37 protein-coding genes and 1 pseudogene are annotated in these 19,855 nt (G+C 39.7%); 17 read left to right on the top strand and 21 right to left on the bottom strand.

Annotated elements, in window-relative coordinates; genetic code table 11:
* Window positions 1–3 precede the first annotated feature (3 nt).
* The 7 genes from ACXVWB_RS10440 to ACXVWB_RS10410 form a co-directional block, all read right to left on the bottom strand.
* Entirely contained in the window at window positions 4–1,365 is a 1,362-nt protein-coding gene (locus ACXVWB_RS10440) for a PBSX family phage terminase large subunit (protein ID WP_289901975.1), read from the bottom strand.
* A complete protein-coding gene (locus ACXVWB_RS10435) occupies window positions 1,346–1,864 on the bottom strand; it encodes a terminase small subunit (RefSeq protein WP_289901889.1) in 519 nt (172 codons plus the stop codon). The genes ACXVWB_RS10440 and ACXVWB_RS10435 overlap by 20 nt, the downstream gene beginning before the upstream one ends.
* A 9-nt stretch (window positions 1,865–1,873) precedes the next feature.
* A complete protein-coding gene (locus ACXVWB_RS10430) occupies window positions 1,874–2,395 on the bottom strand; it encodes a Rha family transcriptional regulator (RefSeq protein ID WP_288532864.1) in 522 nt (173 codons plus the stop codon).
* Window positions 2,396–2,522: 127 nt separating this feature from the next.
* Window positions 2,523–2,804: an Rz1-like lysis system protein LysC gene (gene lysC, locus ACXVWB_RS10425; RefSeq protein ID WP_065265091.1), complete on the bottom strand. Its 282-nt coding sequence runs from the start codon at window positions 2,802–2,804 to the stop codon at window positions 2,523–2,525.
* Window positions 2,716–3,039 carry a DUF2570 family protein gene (locus ACXVWB_RS10420; protein WP_289901890.1) on the bottom strand — a complete coding sequence of 108 codons (324 nt, stop codon included), beginning with the start codon at window positions 3,037–3,039 and terminating at the stop codon, window positions 2,716–2,718. The genes lysC and ACXVWB_RS10420 overlap by 89 nt, the downstream gene beginning before the upstream one ends.
* Window positions 3,032–3,634, bottom strand: coding sequence for a glycoside hydrolase family 19 protein (locus tag ACXVWB_RS10415; RefSeq protein WP_112072224.1), 603 nt, complete (start codon window positions 3,632–3,634; stop codon window positions 3,032–3,034). The genes ACXVWB_RS10420 and ACXVWB_RS10415 overlap by 8 nt, the downstream gene beginning before the upstream one ends.
* The gene (locus ACXVWB_RS10410) at window positions 3,600–3,959 is read right to left on the bottom strand and encodes a phage holin, lambda family (RefSeq protein WP_032827954.1); all 360 of its coding nucleotides are present in this window, start codon (window positions 3,957–3,959) and stop codon (window positions 3,600–3,602) included. Before ACXVWB_RS10410 ends, ACXVWB_RS10415 begins: the two co-directional genes overlap by 35 nt.
* Window positions 3,960–4,068: 109 nt before the next feature.
* Between ACXVWB_RS10410 and ACXVWB_RS10405 the strand changes: the two genes are divergently transcribed.
* Window positions 4,069–4,548, top strand: coding sequence for a hypothetical protein (locus tag ACXVWB_RS10405; RefSeq protein ID WP_289901891.1), 480 nt, complete (start codon window positions 4,069–4,071; stop codon window positions 4,546–4,548).
* On the opposite strand, the gene ACXVWB_RS10400 is transcribed toward ACXVWB_RS10405, so the two are convergent.
* The 13 genes from ACXVWB_RS10400 to ACXVWB_RS10340 all read right to left on the bottom strand — a co-directional run bounded on the left by ACXVWB_RS10400 (window position 4,526) and on the right by ACXVWB_RS10340 (window position 11,669).
* Window positions 4,526–4,732 carry a hypothetical protein gene (locus ACXVWB_RS10400; RefSeq protein WP_048953003.1) on the bottom strand — a complete coding sequence of 69 codons (207 nt, stop codon included), beginning with the start codon at window positions 4,730–4,732 and terminating at the stop codon, window positions 4,526–4,528. The genes ACXVWB_RS10405 and ACXVWB_RS10400 overlap by 23 nt on opposite strands.
* Window positions 4,733–4,853: 121 nt before the next feature.
* Window positions 4,854–5,363: an antiterminator Q family protein gene (locus ACXVWB_RS10395; protein WP_289901892.1), complete on the bottom strand. Its 510-nt coding sequence runs from the start codon at window positions 5,361–5,363 to the stop codon at window positions 4,854–4,856.
* A complete protein-coding gene (locus tag ACXVWB_RS10390) occupies window positions 5,364–5,921 on the bottom strand; it encodes a recombination protein NinG (protein ID WP_289901893.1) in 558 nt (185 codons plus the stop codon).
* Window positions 5,918–6,343, bottom strand: coding sequence for a recombination protein NinB (locus ACXVWB_RS10385; RefSeq protein ID WP_289901894.1), 426 nt, complete (start codon window positions 6,341–6,343; stop codon window positions 5,918–5,920). Before ACXVWB_RS10385 ends, ACXVWB_RS10390 begins: the two co-directional genes overlap by 4 nt.
* Window positions 6,344–6,347: 4 nt before the next feature.
* Window positions 6,348–7,271, bottom strand: a complete 924-nt coding sequence (locus ACXVWB_RS10380; RefSeq protein ID WP_289901895.1) for an N-6 DNA methylase — start codon at window positions 7,269–7,271, stop codon at window positions 6,348–6,350.
* A 76-nt stretch (window positions 7,272–7,347) separates the two neighbouring features.
* The gene (locus ACXVWB_RS10375; RefSeq protein WP_289901896.1) at window positions 7,348–7,656 is read right to left on the bottom strand and encodes a hypothetical protein; all 309 of its coding nucleotides are present in this window, start codon (window positions 7,654–7,656) and stop codon (window positions 7,348–7,350) included.
* Window positions 7,646–8,215, bottom strand: a complete 570-nt coding sequence (locus ACXVWB_RS10370; protein ID WP_458485365.1) for a DNA N-6-adenine-methyltransferase — start codon at window positions 8,213–8,215, stop codon at window positions 7,646–7,648. The genes ACXVWB_RS10375 and ACXVWB_RS10370 overlap by 11 nt, the downstream gene beginning before the upstream one ends.
* Window positions 8,216–8,217: 2 nt before the next feature.
* Complete coding sequence (locus ACXVWB_RS10365; protein ID WP_458485364.1) at window positions 8,218–9,681, bottom strand: replicative DNA helicase; 1,464 nt, start codon at window positions 9,679–9,681, stop codon at window positions 8,218–8,220.
* The gene (locus ACXVWB_RS10360) at window positions 9,681–10,463 is read right to left on the bottom strand and encodes a DNA replication protein (RefSeq protein ID WP_458485363.1); all 783 of its coding nucleotides are present in this window, start codon (window positions 10,461–10,463) and stop codon (window positions 9,681–9,683) included. Before ACXVWB_RS10360 ends, ACXVWB_RS10365 begins: the two co-directional genes overlap by 1 nt.
* Window positions 10,460–10,618 carry a hypothetical protein gene (locus ACXVWB_RS10355; RefSeq protein WP_285268192.1) on the bottom strand — a complete coding sequence of 53 codons (159 nt, stop codon included), beginning with the start codon at window positions 10,616–10,618 and terminating at the stop codon, window positions 10,460–10,462. Before ACXVWB_RS10355 ends, ACXVWB_RS10360 begins: the two co-directional genes overlap by 4 nt.
* 1 nt (window position 10,619) lies before the next feature.
* Window positions 10,620–10,862, bottom strand: a complete 243-nt coding sequence (locus ACXVWB_RS10350; protein ID WP_458473213.1) for a helix-turn-helix domain-containing protein — start codon at window positions 10,860–10,862, stop codon at window positions 10,620–10,622.
* Window positions 10,863–10,931: 69 nt separating this feature from the next.
* Window positions 10,932–11,375: a YmfL family putative regulatory protein gene (locus tag ACXVWB_RS10345; RefSeq protein ID WP_458485362.1), complete on the bottom strand. Its 444-nt coding sequence runs from the start codon at window positions 11,373–11,375 to the stop codon at window positions 10,932–10,934.
* A 54-nt stretch (window positions 11,376–11,429) separates the two neighbouring features.
* The gene (locus ACXVWB_RS10340; RefSeq protein WP_005688828.1) at window positions 11,430–11,669 is read right to left on the bottom strand and encodes a helix-turn-helix domain-containing protein; all 240 of its coding nucleotides are present in this window, start codon (window positions 11,667–11,669) and stop codon (window positions 11,430–11,432) included.
* A 99-nt stretch (window positions 11,670–11,768) separates the two neighbouring features.
* Between ACXVWB_RS10340 and ACXVWB_RS10335 the strand changes: the two genes are divergently transcribed.
* The 4 genes from ACXVWB_RS10335 to ACXVWB_RS10320 all read left to right on the top strand — a co-directional run bounded on the left by ACXVWB_RS10335 (window position 11,769) and on the right by ACXVWB_RS10320 (window position 13,692).
* Entirely contained in the window at window positions 11,769–12,434 is a 666-nt protein-coding gene (locus ACXVWB_RS10335) for a S24 family peptidase (protein ID WP_458485361.1), read from the top strand.
* Between the two features lie 73 nt (window positions 12,435–12,507).
* Entirely contained in the window at window positions 12,508–12,762 is a 255-nt protein-coding gene (locus ACXVWB_RS10330) for a type II toxin-antitoxin system HicA family toxin (RefSeq protein WP_458485360.1), read from the top strand.
* 13 nt (window positions 12,763–12,775) lie between these two features.
* Window positions 12,776–13,258: a type II toxin-antitoxin system HicB family antitoxin gene (locus ACXVWB_RS10325; RefSeq protein WP_111696816.1), complete on the top strand. Its 483-nt coding sequence runs from the start codon at window positions 12,776–12,778 to the stop codon at window positions 13,256–13,258.
* An 11-nt stretch (window positions 13,259–13,269) separates the two neighbouring features.
* Window positions 13,270–13,692 (top strand): hypothetical protein, encoded by a 423-nt coding sequence (locus tag ACXVWB_RS10320; protein ID WP_111696815.1) that lies wholly within the window; start codon window positions 13,270–13,272, stop codon window positions 13,690–13,692.
* A 29-nt stretch (window positions 13,693–13,721) separates the two neighbouring features.
* Here ACXVWB_RS10320 and ACXVWB_RS10315 read toward each other — a convergent pair whose 3' ends face one another.
* Window positions 13,722–13,889 (bottom strand): hypothetical protein, encoded by a 168-nt coding sequence (locus ACXVWB_RS10315; protein WP_181153809.1) that lies wholly within the window; start codon window positions 13,887–13,889, stop codon window positions 13,722–13,724.
* 310 nt (window positions 13,890–14,199) lie between these two features.
* On the opposite strand from ACXVWB_RS10315, the gene ACXVWB_RS10310 reads away from it, so the two are divergent.
* The 12 genes and pseudogenes from ACXVWB_RS10310 to ACXVWB_RS10255 all read left to right on the top strand — a co-directional run.
* Window positions 14,200–14,430: a hypothetical protein gene (locus tag ACXVWB_RS10310; protein ID WP_458485359.1), complete on the top strand. Its 231-nt coding sequence runs from the start codon at window positions 14,200–14,202 to the stop codon at window positions 14,428–14,430.
* A 474-nt stretch (window positions 14,431–14,904) separates the two neighbouring features.
* On the top strand, window positions 14,905–15,372 hold the full coding sequence (locus tag ACXVWB_RS10305) for a hypothetical protein (protein ID WP_458485358.1): 468 nt from the start codon (window positions 14,905–14,907) through the stop codon (window positions 15,370–15,372).
* 184 nt (window positions 15,373–15,556) lie between these two features.
* Window positions 15,557–16,057: a hypothetical protein gene (locus ACXVWB_RS10300; RefSeq protein ID WP_297570268.1), complete on the top strand. Its 501-nt coding sequence runs from the start codon at window positions 15,557–15,559 to the stop codon at window positions 16,055–16,057.
* A gap of 260 nt (window positions 16,058–16,317) precedes the next feature.
* Window positions 16,318–16,974 (top strand): P22AR C-terminal domain-containing protein, encoded by a 657-nt coding sequence (locus ACXVWB_RS10295; protein ID WP_458485357.1) that lies wholly within the window; start codon window positions 16,318–16,320, stop codon window positions 16,972–16,974.
* Window positions 16,975–17,073: 99 nt separating this feature from the next.
* On the top strand, window positions 17,074–17,343 hold the full coding sequence (locus tag ACXVWB_RS10290; protein ID WP_458485356.1) for a hypothetical protein: 270 nt from the start codon (window positions 17,074–17,076) through the stop codon (window positions 17,341–17,343).
* Window positions 17,340–17,504, top strand: a complete 165-nt coding sequence (locus ACXVWB_RS10285; RefSeq protein WP_458485355.1) for a hypothetical protein — start codon at window positions 17,340–17,342, stop codon at window positions 17,502–17,504. The genes ACXVWB_RS10290 and ACXVWB_RS10285 overlap by 4 nt, the downstream gene beginning before the upstream one ends.
* A 2-nt stretch (window positions 17,505–17,506) precedes the next feature.
* Window positions 17,507–17,650, top strand: a complete 144-nt coding sequence (locus tag ACXVWB_RS10280; RefSeq protein WP_458485354.1) for a hypothetical protein — start codon at window positions 17,507–17,509, stop codon at window positions 17,648–17,650.
* Window positions 17,651–17,659: 9 nt separating this feature from the next.
* On the top strand, window positions 17,660–18,160 hold the full coding sequence (locus ACXVWB_RS10275; protein ID WP_038440657.1) for a siphovirus Gp157 family protein: 501 nt from the start codon (window positions 17,660–17,662) through the stop codon (window positions 18,158–18,160).
* Between the two features lie 10 nt (window positions 18,161–18,170).
* A complete protein-coding gene (locus ACXVWB_RS10270; RefSeq protein WP_049364060.1) occupies window positions 18,171–18,827 on the top strand; it encodes an ERF family protein in 657 nt (218 codons plus the stop codon).
* A gap of 9 nt (window positions 18,828–18,836) precedes the next feature.
* Window positions 18,837–19,250 carry a single-stranded DNA-binding protein gene (ssb, locus tag ACXVWB_RS10265; RefSeq protein ID WP_458485353.1) on the top strand — a complete coding sequence of 138 codons (414 nt, stop codon included), beginning with the start codon at window positions 18,837–18,839 and terminating at the stop codon, window positions 19,248–19,250.
* A 9-nt stretch (window positions 19,251–19,259) separates the two neighbouring features.
* Window positions 19,260–19,442 carry a hypothetical protein gene (locus ACXVWB_RS10260; RefSeq protein ID WP_049364058.1) on the top strand — a complete coding sequence of 61 codons (183 nt, stop codon included), beginning with the start codon at window positions 19,260–19,262 and terminating at the stop codon, window positions 19,440–19,442.
* A gap of 41 nt (window positions 19,443–19,483) precedes the next feature.
* A pseudogene (locus ACXVWB_RS10255) lies at window positions 19,484–19,855 on the top strand (polymer-forming cytoskeletal protein); the annotation flags it as partial.

Genomic DNA, 19,855 nt, shown 5'->3' with positions numbered 1-19,855 from the left:
TCCTTAATAGAGTTTGAGGGCGGTTTGCTTGAGCACATCGCGTCTAATTGGGGCAAAGCACATCACGAGTGCATCCGCTTTATTCGGCGAGGGAATGCCACGCTTACGCATATCTTTCTTACTTTCTACCCGTACTTTGCCGTTATTATCGTAACCCACACGAGGGCGAGAGAGTTCTGCTTTTAAATAGTCTAAATCAGGTATATCGCTACTGAGTGAAATCATTTCATCAACGGGATAAACATCACCATATTTGATCGCACGATAGGTCTTATAAAAACGGTCTCGTAATTGCCACCACGCTTGAGCTTTAATATTGGCGAACATATCGCCGTTTTTCTTGCCTTGTGTGTAAAAGGAATCAGGATTAAACACTGCAGCACCTGCATTAAAGCCGATACAGTTGATCTGATTCGTCTCAATTTCTCGGTATTTTGCTTTTACACCTGCCCCCACACCGATAGAGTCGAAAACGATCTCATCTGCTTGCCATTCCACTGCTTTTGAATGGGTGCGTAATGCTGATTTAATCACATCTTCGCCCCGCCACTCCTCTAAACCAAGTACTACAGAACCGTGTGCAAAACAGATAGCATTCGCATCAGCCCCATCATCGGCAACGTCAAAGCCCACAATTTTTCGACCGCTTGCGGTAAAGTTCAATCGTTTGTGAGCATCAACAGCACATTCAATCCAAACAGGCTTAATAATCGCCAAATCAGAATCAGCGACAGGTTCGCCCTCATAAACGTGACGATAAAGCTCATAATCACGCTCACGCATTTGCTCCAAATCTTCTAACAGCTCTTTAGGGAAATAGGGGTTATCTTGCCAATTCACTAAGACCGATCTACACCGTTCAGGCGGATGAATCACAAAGCGTTGATAAGTATCGTCCAGAATGTTTTTCGGATTGAAACTCACAATAATCTGCGAGCCATCTTCACGAATGGTCGGAATCAACACATCCCAACTTTCTTTTGAAACATTCTCGCCTTCTTCCACCCAAACCACATCAATACCCGTCATTGACTTGATTGAAGTGATGTTGGTTTTCAGACCAGCAAACGTAAAACGAGAACCGTTTTGCCCGATAATTTGCGTTTTCTGTACATCAAAAAAGGCTTGTAAGCCAAGCATTTCAATCTGATCTGCCAACATCTGAATCACAGAATCAGAAATCGATTTCTGAATTTCACGACAACACAACACCCGAATCGGTTGAGTATAAGCACGTAGCACTAACGCACGGGCAATACTGAAACTTTTCCCAGAACCACGTCCGCCATAGAAAATAATAAAACGCCAAATAGATTCAAATAGCGGTCGGAATTTCGTAGGAAATTTAAGGTTCTTCTGGTTCATCGCTAAAACTAATGTTGATGACTGCAGGTAACGCATTACCGCCTGAGGTAACATCGACTCTATCTTTAAACATACCAAGATGTTTGCCTAGTAGCTCAAGTGCTTTGTTTGCACCTGTCGGTTCAAAAACGAAACATTCGGTATTAACGCTTTGTGCCGTTCCTTCTTGAGCGTTTTTTACTACAGTGGTAATGGTAAGCGGCTTTCTTCCCATACAAATATCACGATACTCTTGCAAATCTGCAATGATGTTATCTACGGTAAGATTATGGCGTTGTCTGTGCTCTTGTTGCAGTTCTTCAATACGGACCGTGATCGGACCGTTCTTTAATAATTCTTTTGCTTTTGTATTGATGGTGCTCGTTTGCATTTTTGAGCAATCATATGCTTGCCGATACGCTTCACTCGCATTCCCCAGCTCAATATAAAGCTGACAAAATTTTTCTTGTTTAGGCGTTAATCCACGACCAGACGTGGATTTTCCTTTCACGTCTGACATAGGAAATCCTTACTTAATCGGCAGTTCAATCTGCATCTTATCTTCAAAAAGTTTTAAAGTTGCTTCTAGCACAGGCTTATCGCCCTTCCATTCTCTTAATCCTTTACCACATAAACTCGCAAATGTTTTTTTCGCTTTATGCTCAATGCACAATTCGTTATATTTATGCATCAAGCTATAACCTTCTTGCTGTAATTTCTCACGCATAAAATCAAAGGCTTTAATAAACTCTACTTTGAATTTCATTGCTTTTTTGGTTCTATATCCCATTACCAAAAGCAAAAATCCATTTTTAGTCATCTGATACATGGGTTGTTTTCTGCCCCATTCATCGATATATGAGGTCTCCTCAAAATTGAGGAGAGCAAACTCACCGCAATCTTGTTCAATAACTAATGCTTTGATATCACGGATGATGTTATCGTGACGTTTACCAAACACCGTGGCAATATGCCGAGAATTTGTCACAATACGTTGCTTGTCATTTACCTTTAAGAATTGTTCAAAGTTTTCAATTTTTTGTAGATTCATTTTGGACTCCCATTAAATTTTAGATAATAAAAAACCCGACCATTTCTGATCGGGTTATTTAGTCCTAACAAAACTACCGAGAAGGCTTGGTTTCTACCAATTTAAAGATGTTAGACATTAGTCGTGATTATTTACTGCCTTTTGCTTGATTAATCCACTTATTGAGATTATCTACTTGGCTTGCGCACTTATCTCGCTCTGCGGTTACCTTAACAAGCTGTATGACTACATCACCGTATGTCTCACCGGTAAATGCTGTTTTAACACAAGGTGCAGTATAGGCTTGAGGCGGGTAAATATATTCTGCCTTGGTTGTGACCTTATTTGTACAAGCGGTCAAGAGCAGACTGAGGCAAACGAGTGTGAGCACAAGGTTGTGTCTTAATGATTGTTTTAACTGATTCAGCATTTTCTGTTGCTATCCTTTCTATTTCATCATTACGTTGCTGTTGCTCAATGACTGCATCACGCTCTTGTTGCAGTGCAATGGTCAATGCCTTGTTCGCATCTTCTTGCTGCTGGATGGTTTGGGCTTGTTGTTTTGTGGTTATGTTCAACTCATCTATAACACTTGATTGGTAACGCAATGCGCCAAACAAAACCACTACAACAACCCCTAACGCTATGTAAATGTACTTAGTCATTATCAGTTACCATTAATGCTCGATATAGCTTGCAACGCTCATCAATGCCATTTAGCCCACCATTAATTCTTCGAGTCACTTTCTCTACCGAATTAAGATCAGCTAATTCACAGAGTTTCCAATACCAAACAGCAGCTTTAACTGATAAGTCTAAATTACTTGCTATATCTTCTGGCTCAATATCTCTACCTAACCATTTTCTAAACGCGGCATAATTATCCTTACCTGTGATCTGAATCAGTCCACGACCACGATATTTCCAACCATCTCCGCTTTTCTCATCTCCATTACCTAAACGATTAGCATAAACACGATTGGCTATGAGCTCAGGTTTACGCTCATATCTCTTGGCTGTAAGTGGATCGGGGAAATATTTACGGAAAGTTTGAGAAAGCCCAGACCAAGAATAATTTAAGTTTTCTTTAAATCTTGTAAATCCTCCACTTTCATGCCCGCATTGAGCTAAGAACATAGCTTGTTGCATCTTAGTCACACAACCTGCTTTTTCTATTTGTTCTGAAATGGCTTGATAAACGCCCTTAACTGCATGAGGGAAAATTTTATTGAACGTCACTTCGGAAATCATCATTGTCATCTTTTTCAATTCTCCGATTAATGAATTTAAACAAGAACTCTCTAATTTTTTCAGTACCAACAAAACCAATCATCGTGCCAAGAAATGAAGAATATTCACTATGCCCAAAAATATGAGTGCAGATAGGCACTGCTACGCCAGCAATAGATGCACACATAGCTGCATCAATGAACACATATCGGAAACTTGGTTTTTTACGCATAAATCCAAGTCTTAAAATAGAAATAAATAATGCCCAAAGGGCGCTTTGAATAGAGCTAGAACTCAAATTAATTTGTAACCAAGACCATATTAACGCCCATACATCAGGCTCTTTAATTGGCATATTTCCCCCTAATTATTTTAGGCAATAAAAAAGCCCACCTGTTACAGTGGGCGTTAAGTTCTGTTAAGATCTAGGTTACCACACCAAACTTAACAGAGGTTTAATTAAAATGAATGAAGCAAGAATATCTCGTCAGCAAATTCTAAATAACATTCCTGAACAATATCGACATTATTTCAACATCGTTATTTTAGACATCGCCCAAGACATATATCCGCTTTTCAAAAACTTTACTGACGCCGTTAATATCTTATGCAAGCACGCACAAATTAACAAAAAGGTTGATATATTCTTCACATCATCAAAGAGTAACGGTATCGTTTCCTCAGATTGCTTAACTCTCCAATATCAAATTCACCCAGAAGCAGTCCACGTTTACTATAACGGCTGCATATTTTACGATCTCGCCAAAGCCAATTTATACCCTCGTGAAATACAAATTGCGGCTTTCCTAGAAGAATTAGCACATACTTATATGAATATCAGCGATGAGATCTTAGTTAAAAAGGTGGTGGCGTGGATGTATGAAGGCATTCATTACAATGAAAATACTGAACAGTATGAACCTATTTATTCCAAGGATAAGTAATCGCGTCTAATGGGATTTTCAAACCATTTACTGACAGTCTCTCAGCTTGAGTAACACCAGAGCAAATAGAATTGTTAGCTAAAAATGCATATTTGTTTTTCAAACATTCATAAAGTGCCTTGAGCAAATACTCTGGCACTTCCTCACCATCAATCTTAATCGTATCGCCTAGTGTAATGTTCATATTCCACCAATAAAAAAGCCCCGACCGTTTCCGATCAGGGCTGTAAAAATCAATTTAGGTGTTCACTACTTACATTGCGACCACCGTACATCTAAATGATAGGACAAGATGACAAGGTTTGTCAATAAGTAATTTTGATACTTCTTGCATTTTGTCGTCCAGTTCGCAAAATAACGAACCCAGTTATAAGAAGTTCGTGAATTATTGCCTTCGCTAATTTTAGCTCTTTTTCAACATTCCGTATCATCGTTTTAAGGCTTGGAGTGCGGATATCTGGTTTGCCTGCGCACGGCTGCATTTTTATCTCTCCGCAGTTTTCACGGAGTTTAACCGCTATATGATTAATAGTGCTTTTATTAACATAATAGGAAAATACGATATAGTGTAAAGTGCGGTCGTTTTTAAGGAAAAATCTCTCAATAACTTCGCTAATCATCATTCCTGTTGAGTCATCGCAAATTGGTTCATTTGGCTCTGCAGGAATGACTGATTGCATTAGTTTTGCAATAATATTTAATTGCGGTTTATCAAGCCTACCGCTGCGCACCCAAGCACCCCATTGATACATATACCGGTCAACAAATTCTTCTTGTTCAATCGTTAGTTCTGATAACTCGCTAAATTTACGCATTTATTCCTCTAACTCTTTAATTTTTGCCTTGTAATACTTAATAATCGCCTTGCAATCTTCAATGGTGTATTTCTTAGGTTCGTGATCTTGCCGTTCTAACCACACTACCTTATCTACACCGATTTTATTGATAAGATTGATTCGATATTCAATGATATTTCCGCTCTTATGGTCATTACATGGTGCGCATTGTTTATGTACGTTGAGCTCACAAAATCTTAATTCAGGGCACGCTCCTACACTCCGATAATGCCCTGCATGGTATTGCCCTTGATGATACCGACCGCAACTGATACAAGGCTCATTTTTATCACGTAAACGAATGAATTTATTAAATACCGATTGCGCCTCTTTCAGCCATTCTGAACGACTTTTTAATTTGGCTTTACGTTCGTTCAGCTTTTTCTTTTCTGCCTTTTCTCGCTCTTTTTGTGCGTTTTGACGAGTTAAATTAAGTGCGCATTTAGGTGAGCAGACTTTTTGGAGGGAGTTTTGTGGGATAAACTCCATGCCACATGACTTGCATTTTTTGGGTTTGAGGGCTCTAGGTTTTGTCATCTTCCGTAAAATCCCCATCTGTCGTTAAATTTAACCCCGTTAGCCACGCCGTAAGCCGTGACATATTCGATTAGGCTTGCCATTCGTGACACGCTCATTTTTGCTGAGCTCTCACGGATATTCACAAATTCACCCTCAAGACCTGGCACAACATCTGCTTTTTGATTTGTGGCGATTGCGTGACCAGAAATAAACAACACTTTCCACTGCTCCATTGTGAGCTTACGCCCCATAAATTCAGCCTGATTTGCAACATCTTGGCACATGGCGTGAAACTTGGCATTTTGCTCAAGGTTGCGTGTCATTGGTTGGATTTTTACCACCAACGGCTTTTTATCGTCTGCTGGCAGCTCCTTGATTAAATCCAAGCAATTATTTTTAATGCGTTGATTACGTAAAAAGAAAGGTTTGTATTGGCTCATAACATCATTCACCCCAGCCAAATAAAAAGCGATTTGATTTTTTCTCTTCCTGAATCAATACACAGACTTCATCGCAGAATTTTTCAAATTCTTCACGTGGCCAGCGCTCCAAATCAAATACCAAACGGCTAAACTGAATTTGAGTTCTCACTTGCTCTTTTAATTGAGCTTGCGACATCAACTCTAATTTCATAGGATCTACTTTTTCTTTTGGCGGCTCAGGTGGCGATACGGTGTCCCATTTATCAGGATTAATTACCCATTCGTCCGAATTGATAATTTGTTTTGTGTTGCAGTCATATAATTCACGATATGTTGTGTTACCCGCTTTGGTTTTATCAATCACCAGAAAAAGCACTGAAATAGGCGTATCTTCAAAGGCGTTTTGAATGAGGTTTAATTCCACAAGCTGATTGCCGATTAACTCACGCAGTTTCTTTTCTGTGTTCCGGTAGGCAATACCGGGGAACATAATAAAAAATCCGTAACGCTTGCTGTGGTTTAACCCTTTGAGCATAAAAATATCGTCAACCACACCTGATTTTTTCCAGGGGAATTCAGATCGAATCGCATATTGTTCAGCTTCGCTCAAGTCTTTAAATTTCATCGAGAATGGTGGGTTCATTACTGCGCAATCCGATAACTCCCCACCGTGATAGAGAAAAAAACTTTGATTAATCACACTGGCGTGCGAGTAGTTATGTTGCAATGCCTGACAAGATTCTGTTTGAATTTCCACAGCAGTAAATTCTAATGGCTGAATAAATTGCTCAAGCTGTCCACTTCCGGCAGCACCGTCAAAAACGGTTACATTCTCGCCACAATAATGCTTTACTTTGTCGGCTAAATAACGGCGAAGTGCCTCGCCTGTAATGTACTCTGCAAATTGATTGGCTTTCTTTCGATTGTTATGTTCTTCAAAACTCATTCGCTATACTCCATATCTAAATCCTCAAGAGGTGCGCCGCATTTAGGGCATTTGTAATTACTGGTCATAATTACCCCTAATGTAAAAACTGGAGGCTAAAATAATTCGCTTGTTTGCCATCAAATGGACAATCCGCCAAATGACTTACCGCAAATTTCTTCCCGAAAATTGATTTTGTAATCTTGCTACTTTTCTTTAAATCCGCCTTACCATCAATCGAGATTGACACTGTCAAATGTGACCCCAGCCAACTGCAAACAAAACTTTCATACTGCTTACCATTTCGGTAGGCATAGACTATAACCCCTTCTGATTTTGGATGAATGACCACGCCCGCTTTCTGTAATAATTGCTTAACTAGCTCAATGTTTCTGTTATTGCTCATAACCACCTACCTTCTTCACAAAATCCAAACTTACCGACCGTTGTATAAAATCATCCATTGCCGGATCAAACACTACGACCATTTGTCCTTTGCTATTTCCCTTGATTTCCTTTCCCGTTACTGGATGAATAAACGCGATTCGACCGCCTGTAATATCGATTACCTCATTTGCGACGTTGTGAATATGGTTTTGATACCACTGTGTAGATTTGTCGTTATTGAGTAACATCACGATTAAATGTCCGGCATCTCTTAATTCTTTTGCCCGAACTAAAAACGGCGTTACATCAGAGTACGGCGGATTTACATAGATATGCGTTGGATATCCGTTACATTCCGCCAATTCGTTTATCTTTCCGATCACATCATCACCAAGAAAATCTAAAGCGATATTGTCAGGGTCTCCCCATGCTGGACCGATTCCGATCCATTTGGGGAATAATTTATTTTTACTATCTGCCGCTCCGTCAACATCAAACCAACCAAACCGAATCTCTAAATAATTTCTGCAATACTTCGGCGTTTGCCATGCGTTGCGGTCAAATTGTTGCTCTGTCATGCTTAAAATCCCTTATTCCCTTTTGAAAATCTTGCTGTTTCTTGTTTTGTTTCTTTTTTGCCGATTTGCGATCGTCTTTCTGCGTCTAATTGATCGCATTCAAACATTGCACCAAATTTCTGATCGCAGTAGGCTTTACCGGTTCCACCATGGCGATTTAATCGCACGATAATTTCCGTTAAACTTGGATCAGCGTTTTCGTTGTAAACGGATTCTTTATACAACCCCAACCAGTAATCACACTCTTGTTCAATTTGTCCTGTATCTCGGCTATCGCTTGGCATTGGGCGTTTATCTGATCGACTTTCGAGGCCACGATTTAACTGTGTCAGTAGCAACACTACGCAATCCATTTCACGAGCAAGATTTTTCAGTTCTTTGGTTACCTGCCCGTAAGCCAAATCATTCCGTTCGGCTTTTTCGGCTTTCATCAGCGTTAAGTAGTCAATGCCAATAAACCCGATATCTCCTCGCTCACGTTTAATTCGGCGGCATTCGCTGCGTATGTGTGCCATAGAGACATTCGGAGTGTCATCAACATACAACAAGTCATCATTTACCAACTCTCCAACAGATTGCGTTACACGCGTCATTACAGTGTCTTTGTGTAAGTGGTATTTGAGATAAAACTCATCGTCATTTAACCCTGTGTCGTAAAGTGCATTTGCGTTGATGTTTGCGCGCTTAACCAACATACGCTCAAAAATCTGATCGGCTGACATTTCCAAACTGAACAGCAACACAGGCTTTTTCTCGTTGAGCAAACAGTTCTCCGCCATGAGTGAATAAAACGCCGTTTTACCGCACTTCGGACGCGCGCCTACCGCAACAAGGGATTGCTTAACCAAACCTTTCAGTCCGATCACTTCATCAAGCGCTTTAATGCCGGTTAAAATTCCACGCACGCTTTCAGGCTGCTCAAGACGTAATTGGTATTTATCTAACCAATCTAAACCAACATCACGCCCAGCGCGTAAGCCTTTAGATTTACCGGTGCGGCTGTAGTCGGAGATTTCCGACATCAAGCGACTGATTGATTCAATTCGGTCGGCAGCACTCATATCGCTTTTGCCTAAAATCAAAGCCTCGCAGTCTTGTAGCTTGCCAAGCGTAAATCGTTTGATGGCATCTTCCCGCACGATTTCGGCATAAGCTCTGATGTTTGCAACGCTTGGAGTGTTGTTGGATAACTCCGCCAAGTAAGCGAATCCACCAACTTGTTCGGTCACGCCTTTTGTATTTAATTTAGCCTCAACGGTCATTAGATCGATTGGTTGATTGGTTTTTGCCAAGGCTTGAATTTCGGTGTAAATGAGCTGATGTTCAAATCGGTAAAAACTTTCAGGCTTTAAAAAATCCAATACTGCCAATACGTCTTTCGTGAGACTGCCAAACATCAAGGCTCCGAGTACGCTTTGCTCTGCGCTCAAGTTATATGGGACTATTTTTAAATTTTGGTTAGTCATCACAACGCCCCCTCGCGAACTCGCAACACAACGTCAGGGCGAATAGCAAAATCAAAATTTGCTCGCCAACCTCGATCGTTTTCGCCAAAGTGGTGAGGAGTGGCGGAATTGAAAAACGCTCTGAAATAATTTTCGGCGCAAGACACCGTCGGTTCTTTGATCTCACCAAGGAATTTTTTAATCGTACTCTTCCGCCCGTCGTTGACCTTTTCAACAAACGGCAAGCGCGAGCCTGAATTTTCATTCGCTTGATTCCATGCGTCAGCGATCGCCTGATAATCAATTTTTTCAACAAGGCGTTTTGCCTTGGATTTGCCGGCAGGCAAATTCTCCCCTTGGGGGGTAAGGGGGGTATTTGTATGTAATCTAGTGTTGTAATCTCTTGTATTAACGAATGCGACTTTGTTACCCTCCCGAATGTCACTTTCGGGCATTCGGGAATGTTCGTTTGTATCATTCGCTAATGTGGCTAATAATTCGTCTAATTTGTCACAGTCAATTTTGTAATACATACGATGTTCTAGGCGTTTATGAGTTTCGATTAGCACGCCTTTTTCACGCAGTAATTTGCGAGCAGTTTCTTGCTCTTTTCTCGATAATCCAGTTTCAATTTCTAACTCTTCTTGGGTTTTATAAACACCAAGAACAGGATCGGCTTTATCTTGCCAATAGAAAATTTGCTCAAAGAAGATTTCAGCAATAACACCACCAAATAAACGAGCAAGATTAGGACGATAAGCAATCGCTCTTCCTGTATTTTTAAGCATTGTTGATGGGTTCATATCTCTAATTCCTCAATCGCTTGTTCTGTTATACTGTCGTATATTTCTTTACTTACGCCCTGCTCTATTAATTGTTGTTTTATGCCTTCATAAGCTATGAATTTTTCTCTATCACTTAATTTGGCTACAAATTCGGGGTCGAATAGTCTTTCCATATCAAGCCTCGAATCGGTATTCTTTAACTCTCTTACCACTTGGAAGAACAACCCATCTATCAACAACCTTGTTCTTGTATTCCTCGTTCATATTTTTTATGTCGTAAATTCTTGCTCCTAGACGAGTGCAACTAAATCGGGTATAAGCATCAAGCTGAGTCAATCGCTCCCCATTCAACAAAGCCTTGAGAATCTTGCCGTTTTGCGTTTGACTTGTTTTTTCGTTTGGATTAATATTTTCCATGCAGATAACCTCTGTGAATAACAATTAAAGAGAGTTAGTTAAAGCCACGAAATCTCCTCGTGGCTTTCTTTATTGCGGCTTATACAAAGAAATAGCCAACTCAACAGAATGCTGAGTTGCCGATAAATGCTTACTCAATGCTTGACGGATTTTGTCTTCTTCTTTCGAGGTGATTTCACCGTCTTCTAACGCTGTTTCTAATGCAGCAAATAACAAGCCTCGAGCCGAAAGCTCGTGCAGTTGTAAATTGGCAAGCTCAACCTTGTCTAATTCATTCTCTGCCACATCAGGTACAAAACGACCACCAGCGGTACGGCAAAGCTCATCGATAAAATCAGTGCATCTATACTCAAGCTGAAGTGCGATCAATTCTTCGTTTTTGAATCGTTGGCCTTTTATTTGATAAAGGCGATTCTTTAATTCACTTTCGGTAAAACCTAGGAATCCTGCTACCGCACTTCTCCCCCCAGGAATCCGATCAATCATTTCGATAATAACTTTCTTCATTTCCATAATTTTTGCCTTATTTTTATGGTTTTCTTTTCAGTTTGTGTTGGTAAATTACAGTCATGCGATAATCGCAGAGCCTGACTTAATAGGTTTGCTAAAGTGTCGAATTTCTTCCGCAGAGACAGAACCGCCCAAGGCTTGAGATAGAATCTCGGAATATCTGGTTTCACCTGTATATTCAGTTCTTGGTAGAGAATTTGATGTGCGCCATTTGTAAACAGCTCGAACAGAAAGCCCACATAAATCTGCCACTTTAGCTGCACCCAAAGAGTCAATAATATGTTTTAAATTTCCCATATATAATCTCTTTAAATGAACTTTAAGTACATCTTAAAACAGAACTGAAAGTACTTCAAGTTTTATTTATAATTGAACCGTTAGTTCAAAGGTGAAAAAATGATTACTGAAGAAAAAATTAAACAGGACTTTGCTGCACGGCTAGACATTGCGTGCAAAAGAAAGAACTTGCCAGAAAAAGGCAGAGGAAAAGTCATTGCAGATATACTGAAAATCACGCCAAAAGCCGTGAGTAAATGGTTCAATGCGGAGACATTGCCAACTCAAGCAAATATTTATGTATTAGCTGATTTTTTGGGTGTAACAAAAGAATGGCTAACTTATGGCGATAAGAATGCCTCTATTGAGAAAATCGAAAAGCAAATATCCTACCCTTTGCTAAGCCCAATCCAAGCAGGGCTATGGACAGATATTAGATCCCTTGATGGGTTTGACGGTTACGAGATAATCCCAAGCACAGTCATAGCCTCTGAAAATTCCTTTTATCTCCGAATTGAAGGGAAATCAATGCTCCCCCGATTCAATGAGGGCGATCTGGTTTTAATCGACCCTGATATTGCGCCAACTCCGGGAAAATTTGTGGCCGCAATCAATGGCAATAACGAGGCGACATTTAAACAATACAAAGAGCTTGGCACACGCAATGAATATGGGATAGCTCATTTTGAACTTGTGCCACTTAATCCCATGTTTCCGACGTTAAGCTCACTAAATCAAGAAATCCGTATTATTGGTGTTGCCGTGGAGAAAAGAGAAATATTGTGAATTATTCCTACTTGAGTGTTTACAATATTAATATTCGTGATAACATTCCGTAACTAAAACTTAGTGGCAAGTAATGAGCAAAGCAGAAAAACTTTTAGAAAAGCTAAGAAAGGAACCACCGCCAAAAGACTTCACATGGAATGATCTAAGGTCTCTACTAAATAGCTTGGGGTTTATTGAAAAACAAGGGAATGGCTCTCGGGTAAAATTTTTTCACCCAGACCTCTATTATCCGATAAGCTTACATAAACCTCACCCAGGAAATGAATTAAAATTATACGTTATTGAGCAACTGAAAAGCGCTCTTGATGAGCTTAATATTGATTAGATAAGAGTTGATTATGTCAAAAGTACTTGAGTACAAAAACTTTATTGGTAGTGTAGAATTTTCGTTAGAAGATAATTTATTATTTGGGAAGATTCTTCATGTCAATGGATTGGTTACCTATGAAGGTGCAACATTAGACGAGCTAAGAGAGGAATTTAAATTAGCTGTCGATGACTATATTGAATATTGCCAAGAAAATGGTATCGATGCGCATAAATCTTACGATGGCAAATTTAATGTAAGAATACCATCTGAATTACATAAAAAAGCCGCAATACAATCTATCAAGCAAGGTATGAGTCTTAATGCTTTTGTATCTCAAGCAATCCAAAATGAGATATTATCTAAAGAGAGAGAAATATCGATTGTTTACGAATTTATGCAGAAGAGAGTCGAAACAACAATACAACAAAATAATAAAAGTATTGATATTGATATATCTAAAAAATATCAGACTATTGATTTTCAATATCAATCAACTTCTAGAACAAATTAATGGTGATGACTATGACAATAAAAGATTCATTAGATTATAGAAATTTCTTTATCAGAAAATTATCCGTTGATTTAACAGCTGGAGAGATTAAAGAGTATAGAGTGAAAGATACGAATGTGTCACTAGGCTTCGGCATAGCTCCCCCTGTAATTGTTTTAGAAAAAGATAGCCCCATAGCAGTATTCCCTTTTAGAATAGAACTTGAAACAGATGAAATAAAACTAAATACTGAGTTCGTTATGGGGTTTGAAATAATCAATAAAGATATTACTGATGAAAATAAGTTACAAAAATTAGTTAATAAAGAAATCAATGACTTCATCAAATTTGTGAATAGAGCTGCAAATCAAATTGTTGATAATGCATTAGAACATTCGAATATCAGAATGGGAGATCAACTAGTTATAGACCCATTCCAATATAAGTTACAATAACCTGAAACCGCCTCACTGGCGGTTTTTTATTAACATTTAAACTCCGCAATCAACTCCTCTAGCACAATCCTCTCCTGCTCATTAGCACGCACAATCCTCAATTCATCATCTACGCGCGACACTATCTCATTAATCCCTAGGCTATTGATGCCTTCGCAATTCAGCGAGATTAGCCATTTTTTAAACTCTTTTTTCATAATTCGCCCTCCTTATCGGCAGGGACATAATAAACAAACTTCAATTTAAACCAACTATTGCTACCAAAATTTGCGATCAGCATCGCAAAAATCACAAAAATACACTTCCAAACGCAAGCTTTACTTTGTTGTAGCTTAAAAAACAAGCAATTAAACACATTTCTTTAAAATTTATTTCCTTGAAAATCAATTAAATATGAACAATAAGTACATTTTATTAAAATGATGTACTTTTTGTTCTTGACTATTATGAACTAGAGGTACATAATAAACCCATCAAAACGAGATACACATAAAACAAGGAGCCAAAATGATAACTCTTCAGGATTTTAAAAAACAGCTTAACTCAGTCGCACCGATTGAGTGCGGTTTAAAAGTTGGCGACCGAGTTATTTATAAAAACGACTTTGGAATCAAATTTGGGCCATTCGAAGTTATCGGATTTGAAAAGAAAGAAGATATTTCAGGCGGAAGATTTGTTTACTTAAACAGCGATAGTTACTGGTTCCCAGTAAAAGCGGAACAACTAACAAAACAATAAGAATCTTTACTAAGCCCTTGTGGTGAGGGCTTGAATAAAGGTTTTACAACCAAGCCGAAAGGCAATGCTCTTTAACAATTAAATCCAAAACACATTGATCGCCTAATGGTGAGCAGTTAGTCAAAGCTCGGACGGCAGATAGACCCGACACTGCAACAAAACGGAAGAAAGCCCGAATCGGTTAGTGTGTTTAGCTTAAATATGCCGCGGGCAATGAATCCGCAATATTAGGCGAATTTTAAAGACGAGCAAACGCGGCTTAGGCGTGACATATCGGAGAGACGGTAAACTGCCGCGGTAGCTTAATAGGTAAAAGCGACCGGCTCATAACCGGAGGATAGTTGAGTTCGAATCTCTCCCGCAGCACCAATTCAAAGCGCATTCTACACAGACCGATCTAATGAGTGCGCACGGTGAAGGGAATGTTCTTGAGTGTGCTTTGAAATGGCAAACATAAAACAAACGAGGTTAAAAATGGAATATGTGACGATTTCCAAATCCGAATATGATTACTTGGTTACTCAAGCCAAGAGGATCAAATTCATTAATCATTACAGACCAACCATGGCAAAAGAAGCTGATACAGGAGAATACTCAATCTCTGTAGATACTATGGGTATCATTGATACCTTGCGATACAGCAGGGATATTGAGTGCATTGATCACGCAATTAAGGACGTGAGAGAAATGCAAAAAGCATTTTGGGTTTACGAAGAAACTGAAATTTACGCGGGCAGAACCATTGAGGAAATTCTTCATGCGTTTTATTCAGAAAAAGAGCGCGAGGAAATTTTAAGAGATAACCTTTATGGACAGGTTGATTTAAACCAAAAATACCCAGTAAAGGAAGACTCAAGCTCTATTGCAATAGAAAAAACCATTAAAGAATTGTTAGAAGAAATAGTCACTTTCCCGGATTTGATTTTAACATCTTACAATTAGCCGAGCATGATGGCTTAAAACTTATGCAACCTATAAAATTGGTTCCTTAGGTTTGCCCTCCGTAAAACGAGGGCTTTTTTAAAGAATGAACATTTGACACCGCCCCCACTTCGGATTAAGATAACTGCACTTCCAAGCCGTCAAAAACGGCTTTTTTTGTACCTAAAATTCACAGGAGAACAAAATGGCATCACTCACATACCAAGACTTATGTAAACAACAGCAACAATACAATGACATTCTAATTGGACGCAGAGCAACATTAAGAGAGCAAATCAGACAGCTTAGAGTAGCGCTGGCAATGGATTTGGGACTACTCGAGAGAACCTACAAAAAACAACTTAATGACCCTGCCCCGACAGAACTTTATGTGAAAATAACTGACAGCAATGGCGCGCCAAGTGACGCGCACCAACTTAAAGCCGAATATGACTGTTTACACAACCCGAATATCACGTTTGGGCTAACGCTAGCGCTGGAAGATGGCCCAACAACCTACCCTAAAAAACCGGTTCGCCTTGTTATCACGGCTTACTATATTTCAGAAAATTGCGTAAGATTTGTTTTTCCTAACATTGACGGAACGCCTTCTTTTGGCGTGAATATTGATGACGATGAGCAAAGTAAGTTTGCTCAAGTTGTTGAAGCCTATAAACAGCTTGTAATGAAAACTTTTACAATTTAATTTGACAAAAACCGCCATCAACGGATAAGATAACCGCACAACAAAACATTCGGCGGTATCCGCACCCGACAGCATAGCGGTTTTTTTATGCCTAAATTTCCGATCCTCACATCTGAGGAACGAAAATAGATCAAAGATCGGGTCGAGAGAACCTAATACAATACCTCACGGAAATAAGTTCCGCCGCCCGAATGCGGTTGTTGAAGCCCGATCACCCTACAAAAGTGATCGAATAACAAACAAAACATTCGGAGCATAAAATGTCAAACTTAACAATTCTCAAAACTTCAATTCGTTCATACGAAAATCTCTTTTCATTAAATGACCTTCATATCGCAAGTGGCGGATTAGAAAAACATCGTCCAAGTTTATTTGCTCGTAATGAACAAACTAAAGAACTGATAAAAGAGATTGAAAATGACCGAAGCACAAAAACGATCTTCGCTTTAAAAACAATTCGTGGCGGTTCTGATATTTCAAAGCAAGGTACGTGGGCTTGCGAAGAATTAGTGCTTTCCTACGCAATGTGGATTAGTCCAAAATTCCACTTGATCGTATTACGTGCGTTTTTAGCAATGCACCGCAATCAACCGCAACAACTTGCCTTGCCTGAACCAGAAAAGAAATTCAGTTTTGAATTCACTGAGTACGAACTTCAACAGCTTGTGTGGTTGTGGTTCGCTTTCATGCGTGGCGTAGGCACATTCCAACATATCGAAAAAGCCTTTAAGGCGCTAGGCTCAAGCATGAGCGGAGATATCTACGGACAGGCTTACGAATATTTAAGCGTGTTACGTTCTACCAATCAAATCTTAAACCGCATCACAAGTGATTTTGATATCGACCAGATGACAAACTGGCGTGTACTGCAACACTTGCGAGGCTTTAATCCTAAGTCCGTAAAAATCGACTTCTAAAAACACCACAAAATCCGACCACACTTTTCGCCTTAGAAAATCGTGTGGCGGATTTTTGCACCCAAAATTCACTAAATCGACTAAAAAGGAAACAAAAAAATGGAAAAGTTTACTGATGTATTCGCAGAAATCACACGCCCTTTAGCAAAGATTGCTTGTGCGATGTTTATCGCTTTTTTAATTGGCGGAATCTCCTATTGTTTTGCAAGTGAGCCAACCGCACTCGAACGAGAAAAAGCAAGAGTGCAATGGATTGCTGAACACGGGCAATATCAGCCGAATCTAACGGAACCAGCTAAAGAAGAGGCCTTAGCTTATACAGAACAAAAACAAGCAGAAATTAACCGCACTTTAGGGGAAAAACAATGAAACGCACAACGCTATCTCCTTGGCTATGCGATAGTGACCACGACTACTACGCACAATTTGAAGAGCCTAACTATGAGCAAGACGAACCCGAAGAAGATTGGCGTGAACCTGAAGATGCTGATTGTGAATATTGGCAATCCAATTGTTATGGGAGAGGTTAAAAATGGAAGAAACACCACCTGAACGCCTAGAAAGTAAGGCGGAATTGTTAAATGCCATTCGAGATTGGTTATGGCAAGAACGAATTACGACAGAAGAATTACAAGCTGAAATTGAATATATCCAGCGAAACCCACTACCATTTTAAGGAGTTACTATGAAACTTTATGAAATCACCGAACAACTCGAAAACATCAAAGAATTGCTCGAAAATCCTGAATTTGCAGATAACGCTGATATTGCCAAAGCATTAGATGCGGTGCAGCAAGATTTTGACAAAAAAGCGGAGAATGTCGTCTATGTCATTAAAAATACAGAGGGTGATATTGAAGTGATTGACGCTGAAATTAAACGCTTACAGGCAATGAAAAAGCAGCGCCAAAACGGTATTGAGCAGATTAAAAACTATCTCAAACACAATATGGAAGCAACAGGCACAGCAAAAATTAACTGTCCCTTGTTTACCATTTCTTACCGTGAAAGTAAGCAAAGTGCGGTGCAATTAGACGAAGATTTATTTCTCGCCAACAACTGCGATGAAACCCTTGTTAATGTAAAAATCACAGCAAATAAAACCGAAATTAAAGCACGATTAAAAGCAGGGGAAGAAATTCCTGGTGCAAAATTGGTTGATAGTCAAGTTCTGACAATTAGATAAGGAAAGAGAAATGGAACTGCAAAGTGCAAATTTAAGTGAGCTTATGCCTGAACTTATTCAAGCGATTAGCCAGCTTGGCAATCTAAGCAAAGATAAACAAGGTTATGGTTATAAATACGCAGAACTAAGCAAAGTGCTTGATACCTGTCGCCCAATTCTCGCGGAACATAATTTAGTTATCACGCAACTTGTTACTGTCCTAAATGACGAGCCAACACTAGTGACAACGCTATTTCATAAAAGTGGGCAGTTTTTACGGAGTTGTTATCCATTGGTTAAGGCTGGAGTTAAGCAAGCTAACGATGCTCAGCAAGTTGGTGCAGCCATTACTTATGCACGGCGTTACGCTTTAACTGCAATGTTATTTATGGCGCAAGAAGATGATGATGCGGCAAGCGTGGGAAAGCGTGAGCAGCCATCGTCCCCCAAGTCTGAGCGGCCAAACAACTCCAACAAATCAACCCAGCAGAATGTGAATTCTACTCCAAGTGAGCATTATCACGATGATGTTGAGAATTTAAGAAAGAGACTTCTTGGCAAGACAAAAGAACAAATTGAAAGCGAACAGCTTTACGATAAATCAATCAATTGGTTGAAAGAAAATAACCCTGATTTGATTGATGAATATAACTTGATGTTTAACGACTTCTTAGGAAATTTACTATAAGGAAACAAAATGAGCGTGAATAAATGCCTTTTTATCGGCAACCTAACCGCAGACCCTGAAATCAGAACAATGCCTAACGGTGAGCAAGTGGCTAACTTCTCTATCGCACTTAACGAGCGATACAAAGCGAAAGATGGAAACGTTGTAGAAAATGTTGAGTACGTTCGCATTGTACTCTACCGAAGATTAGCCGAAATCGCTGGCCAATATCTACATAAAGGCTCACAAGTTTACATTGAGGGGCGATTAAAAACCCGTAAATGGCAAGATAACAACGGACAAGACCGTTACACAACAGAAATTCAAGGCGATAACTTACAGATGTTAGGTGGCCGCCAAGATTGGCCTAAACAATCGAAACCAGAGCCATTAAGTGCAATGGCTGAACAAGATGATGGATTTAGCGATGGAATTCCGTTCTAGGGGTGAGTTATGGGTAAAGAAATAACACTTACCCTTCTCGAGGGGCTTAAAAAGGCACAGGTTTGTGCTGATAGTATTTTTTACATTAAGCCAGTTGGCGATAACTCTTTCGTATCAACAACAGACGGAAAGAGTTTATTCGTGAAAGAAAGCAAAAGCCGAATATTAAAAATGATTGAGACCGCCAAATAAGGCGGTTTTCTTTTAGGTAAATTATGAACAAAGGATAAAAAATGAAAGAGCAACAAAAGAAATATGAGCTAACCGATGAGTTTATAGAACACTGGAGTGGCAAAAAACTATACCGAATTAGAGCGCTTGTTGCATTTGGTTTTGTTATGGCTGGACAGCTTGGTGGGTTTGTTGAGTCAGAAAAAAATTTAGATCAGTCATTGTCCGGTAACGCTTGGGTGTACGGTAACGCTCAGGTGTCCGGTGACGCTCAGGTGTACGGTAACGCTCAGGTGTCCGGTAACGCTCAGGTGTCCGGTGACGCTCAGGTGTACGGTGACGCTTGGGTGTACGGTAACGCTCAGGTGTACGGTAACGCTCAGGTGTCCGGTAACGCTCAGGTGTCCGGTGACGCTCAGGTGTACGGTGACGCT

The organism is Haemophilus sp. SZY H53 (assembly GCF_054332375.1).
Note: the sequence above shows the minus strand (reverse complement) of the source record. Positions and strands in the feature narration are given on the sequence as shown.

What these genes read in the sequence shown, in the direction of transcription:
- ACXVWB_RS10440 (WP_289901975.1), bottom strand. Translation starts at nt 1,365, where the DNA reads ATGAACCAGAAGAACCTTAAATTTCCTACGAAATTCCGACCGCTATTT.
- ACXVWB_RS10435 (WP_289901889.1), bottom strand. Translation starts at nt 1,864, where the DNA reads ATGTCAGACGTGAAAGGAAAATCCACGTCTGGTCGTGGATTAACGCCT.
- ACXVWB_RS10430 (WP_288532864.1), bottom strand. Translation starts at nt 2,395, where the DNA reads ATGAATCTACAAAAAATTGAAAACTTTGAACAATTCTTAAAGGTAAAT.
- lysC (WP_065265091.1), bottom strand. Translation starts at nt 2,804, where the DNA reads ATGCTGAATCAGTTAAAACAATCATTAAGACACAACCTTGTGCTCACA.
- ACXVWB_RS10420 (WP_289901890.1), bottom strand. Translation starts at nt 3,039, where the DNA reads ATGACTAAGTACATTTACATAGCGTTAGGGGTTGTTGTAGTGGTTTTG.
- ACXVWB_RS10415 (WP_112072224.1), bottom strand. Translation starts at nt 3,634, where the DNA reads ATGACAATGATGATTTCCGAAGTGACGTTCAATAAAATTTTCCCTCAT.
- ACXVWB_RS10410 (WP_032827954.1), bottom strand. Translation starts at nt 3,959, where the DNA reads ATGCCAATTAAAGAGCCTGATGTATGGGCGTTAATATGGTCTTGGTTA.
- ACXVWB_RS10405 (WP_289901891.1), top strand. Translation starts at nt 4,069, where the DNA reads ATGAATGAAGCAAGAATATCTCGTCAGCAAATTCTAAATAACATTCCT.
- ACXVWB_RS10400 (WP_048953003.1), bottom strand. Translation starts at nt 4,732, where the DNA reads ATGAACATTACACTAGGCGATACGATTAAGATTGATGGTGAGGAAGTG.
- ACXVWB_RS10395 (WP_289901892.1), bottom strand. Translation starts at nt 5,363, where the DNA reads ATGCGTAAATTTAGCGAGTTATCAGAACTAACGATTGAACAAGAAGAA.
- ACXVWB_RS10390 (WP_289901893.1), bottom strand. Translation starts at nt 5,921, where the DNA reads ATGACAAAACCTAGAGCCCTCAAACCCAAAAAATGCAAGTCATGTGGC.
- ACXVWB_RS10385 (WP_289901894.1), bottom strand. Translation starts at nt 6,343, where the DNA reads ATGAGCCAATACAAACCTTTCTTTTTACGTAATCAACGCATTAAAAAT.
- ACXVWB_RS10380 (WP_289901895.1), bottom strand. Translation starts at nt 7,271, where the DNA reads ATGAGTTTTGAAGAACATAACAATCGAAAGAAAGCCAATCAATTTGCA.
- ACXVWB_RS10375 (WP_289901896.1), bottom strand. Translation starts at nt 7,656, where the DNA reads ATGAGCAATAACAGAAACATTGAGCTAGTTAAGCAATTATTACAGAAA.
- ACXVWB_RS10370 (WP_458485365.1), bottom strand. Translation starts at nt 8,215, where the DNA reads ATGACAGAGCAACAATTTGACCGCAACGCATGGCAAACGCCGAAGTAT.
- ACXVWB_RS10365 (WP_458485364.1), bottom strand. Translation starts at nt 9,681, where the DNA reads ATGACTAACCAAAATTTAAAAATAGTCCCATATAACTTGAGCGCAGAG.
- ACXVWB_RS10360 (WP_458485363.1), bottom strand. Translation starts at nt 10,463, where the DNA reads ATGAACCCATCAACAATGCTTAAAAATACAGGAAGAGCGATTGCTTAT.
- ACXVWB_RS10355 (WP_285268192.1), bottom strand. Translation starts at nt 10,618, where the DNA reads ATGGAAAGACTATTCGACCCCGAATTTGTAGCCAAATTAAGTGATAGA.
- ACXVWB_RS10350 (WP_458473213.1), bottom strand. Translation starts at nt 10,862, where the DNA reads ATGGAAAATATTAATCCAAACGAAAAAACAAGTCAAACGCAAAACGGC.
- ACXVWB_RS10345 (WP_458485362.1), bottom strand. Translation starts at nt 11,375, where the DNA reads ATGGAAATGAAGAAAGTTATTATCGAAATGATTGATCGGATTCCTGGG.
- ACXVWB_RS10340 (WP_005688828.1), bottom strand. Translation starts at nt 11,669, where the DNA reads ATGGGAAATTTAAAACATATTATTGACTCTTTGGGTGCAGCTAAAGTG.
- ACXVWB_RS10335 (WP_458485361.1), top strand. Translation starts at nt 11,769, where the DNA reads ATGATTACTGAAGAAAAAATTAAACAGGACTTTGCTGCACGGCTAGAC.
- ACXVWB_RS10330 (WP_458485360.1), top strand. Translation starts at nt 12,508, where the DNA reads ATGAGCAAAGCAGAAAAACTTTTAGAAAAGCTAAGAAAGGAACCACCG.
- ACXVWB_RS10325 (WP_111696816.1), top strand. Translation starts at nt 12,776, where the DNA reads ATGTCAAAAGTACTTGAGTACAAAAACTTTATTGGTAGTGTAGAATTT.
- ACXVWB_RS10320 (WP_111696815.1), top strand. Translation starts at nt 13,270, where the DNA reads ATGACAATAAAAGATTCATTAGATTATAGAAATTTCTTTATCAGAAAA.
- ACXVWB_RS10315 (WP_181153809.1), bottom strand. Translation starts at nt 13,889, where the DNA reads ATGAAAAAAGAGTTTAAAAAATGGCTAATCTCGCTGAATTGCGAAGGC.
- ACXVWB_RS10310 (WP_458485359.1), top strand. Translation starts at nt 14,200, where the DNA reads ATGATAACTCTTCAGGATTTTAAAAAACAGCTTAACTCAGTCGCACCG.
- ACXVWB_RS10305 (WP_458485358.1), top strand. Translation starts at nt 14,905, where the DNA reads ATGGAATATGTGACGATTTCCAAATCCGAATATGATTACTTGGTTACT.
- ACXVWB_RS10300 (WP_297570268.1), top strand. Translation starts at nt 15,557, where the DNA reads ATGGCATCACTCACATACCAAGACTTATGTAAACAACAGCAACAATAC.
- ACXVWB_RS10295 (WP_458485357.1), top strand. Translation starts at nt 16,318, where the DNA reads ATGTCAAACTTAACAATTCTCAAAACTTCAATTCGTTCATACGAAAAT.
- ACXVWB_RS10290 (WP_458485356.1), top strand. Translation starts at nt 17,074, where the DNA reads ATGGAAAAGTTTACTGATGTATTCGCAGAAATCACACGCCCTTTAGCA.
- ACXVWB_RS10285 (WP_458485355.1), top strand. Translation starts at nt 17,340, where the DNA reads ATGAAACGCACAACGCTATCTCCTTGGCTATGCGATAGTGACCACGAC.
- ACXVWB_RS10280 (WP_458485354.1), top strand. Translation starts at nt 17,507, where the DNA reads ATGGAAGAAACACCACCTGAACGCCTAGAAAGTAAGGCGGAATTGTTA.
- ACXVWB_RS10275 (WP_038440657.1), top strand. Translation starts at nt 17,660, where the DNA reads ATGAAACTTTATGAAATCACCGAACAACTCGAAAACATCAAAGAATTG.
- ACXVWB_RS10270 (WP_049364060.1), top strand. Translation starts at nt 18,171, where the DNA reads ATGGAACTGCAAAGTGCAAATTTAAGTGAGCTTATGCCTGAACTTATT.
- ssb (WP_458485353.1), top strand. Translation starts at nt 18,837, where the DNA reads ATGAGCGTGAATAAATGCCTTTTTATCGGCAACCTAACCGCAGACCCT.
- ACXVWB_RS10260 (WP_049364058.1), top strand. Translation starts at nt 19,260, where the DNA reads ATGGGTAAAGAAATAACACTTACCCTTCTCGAGGGGCTTAAAAAGGCA.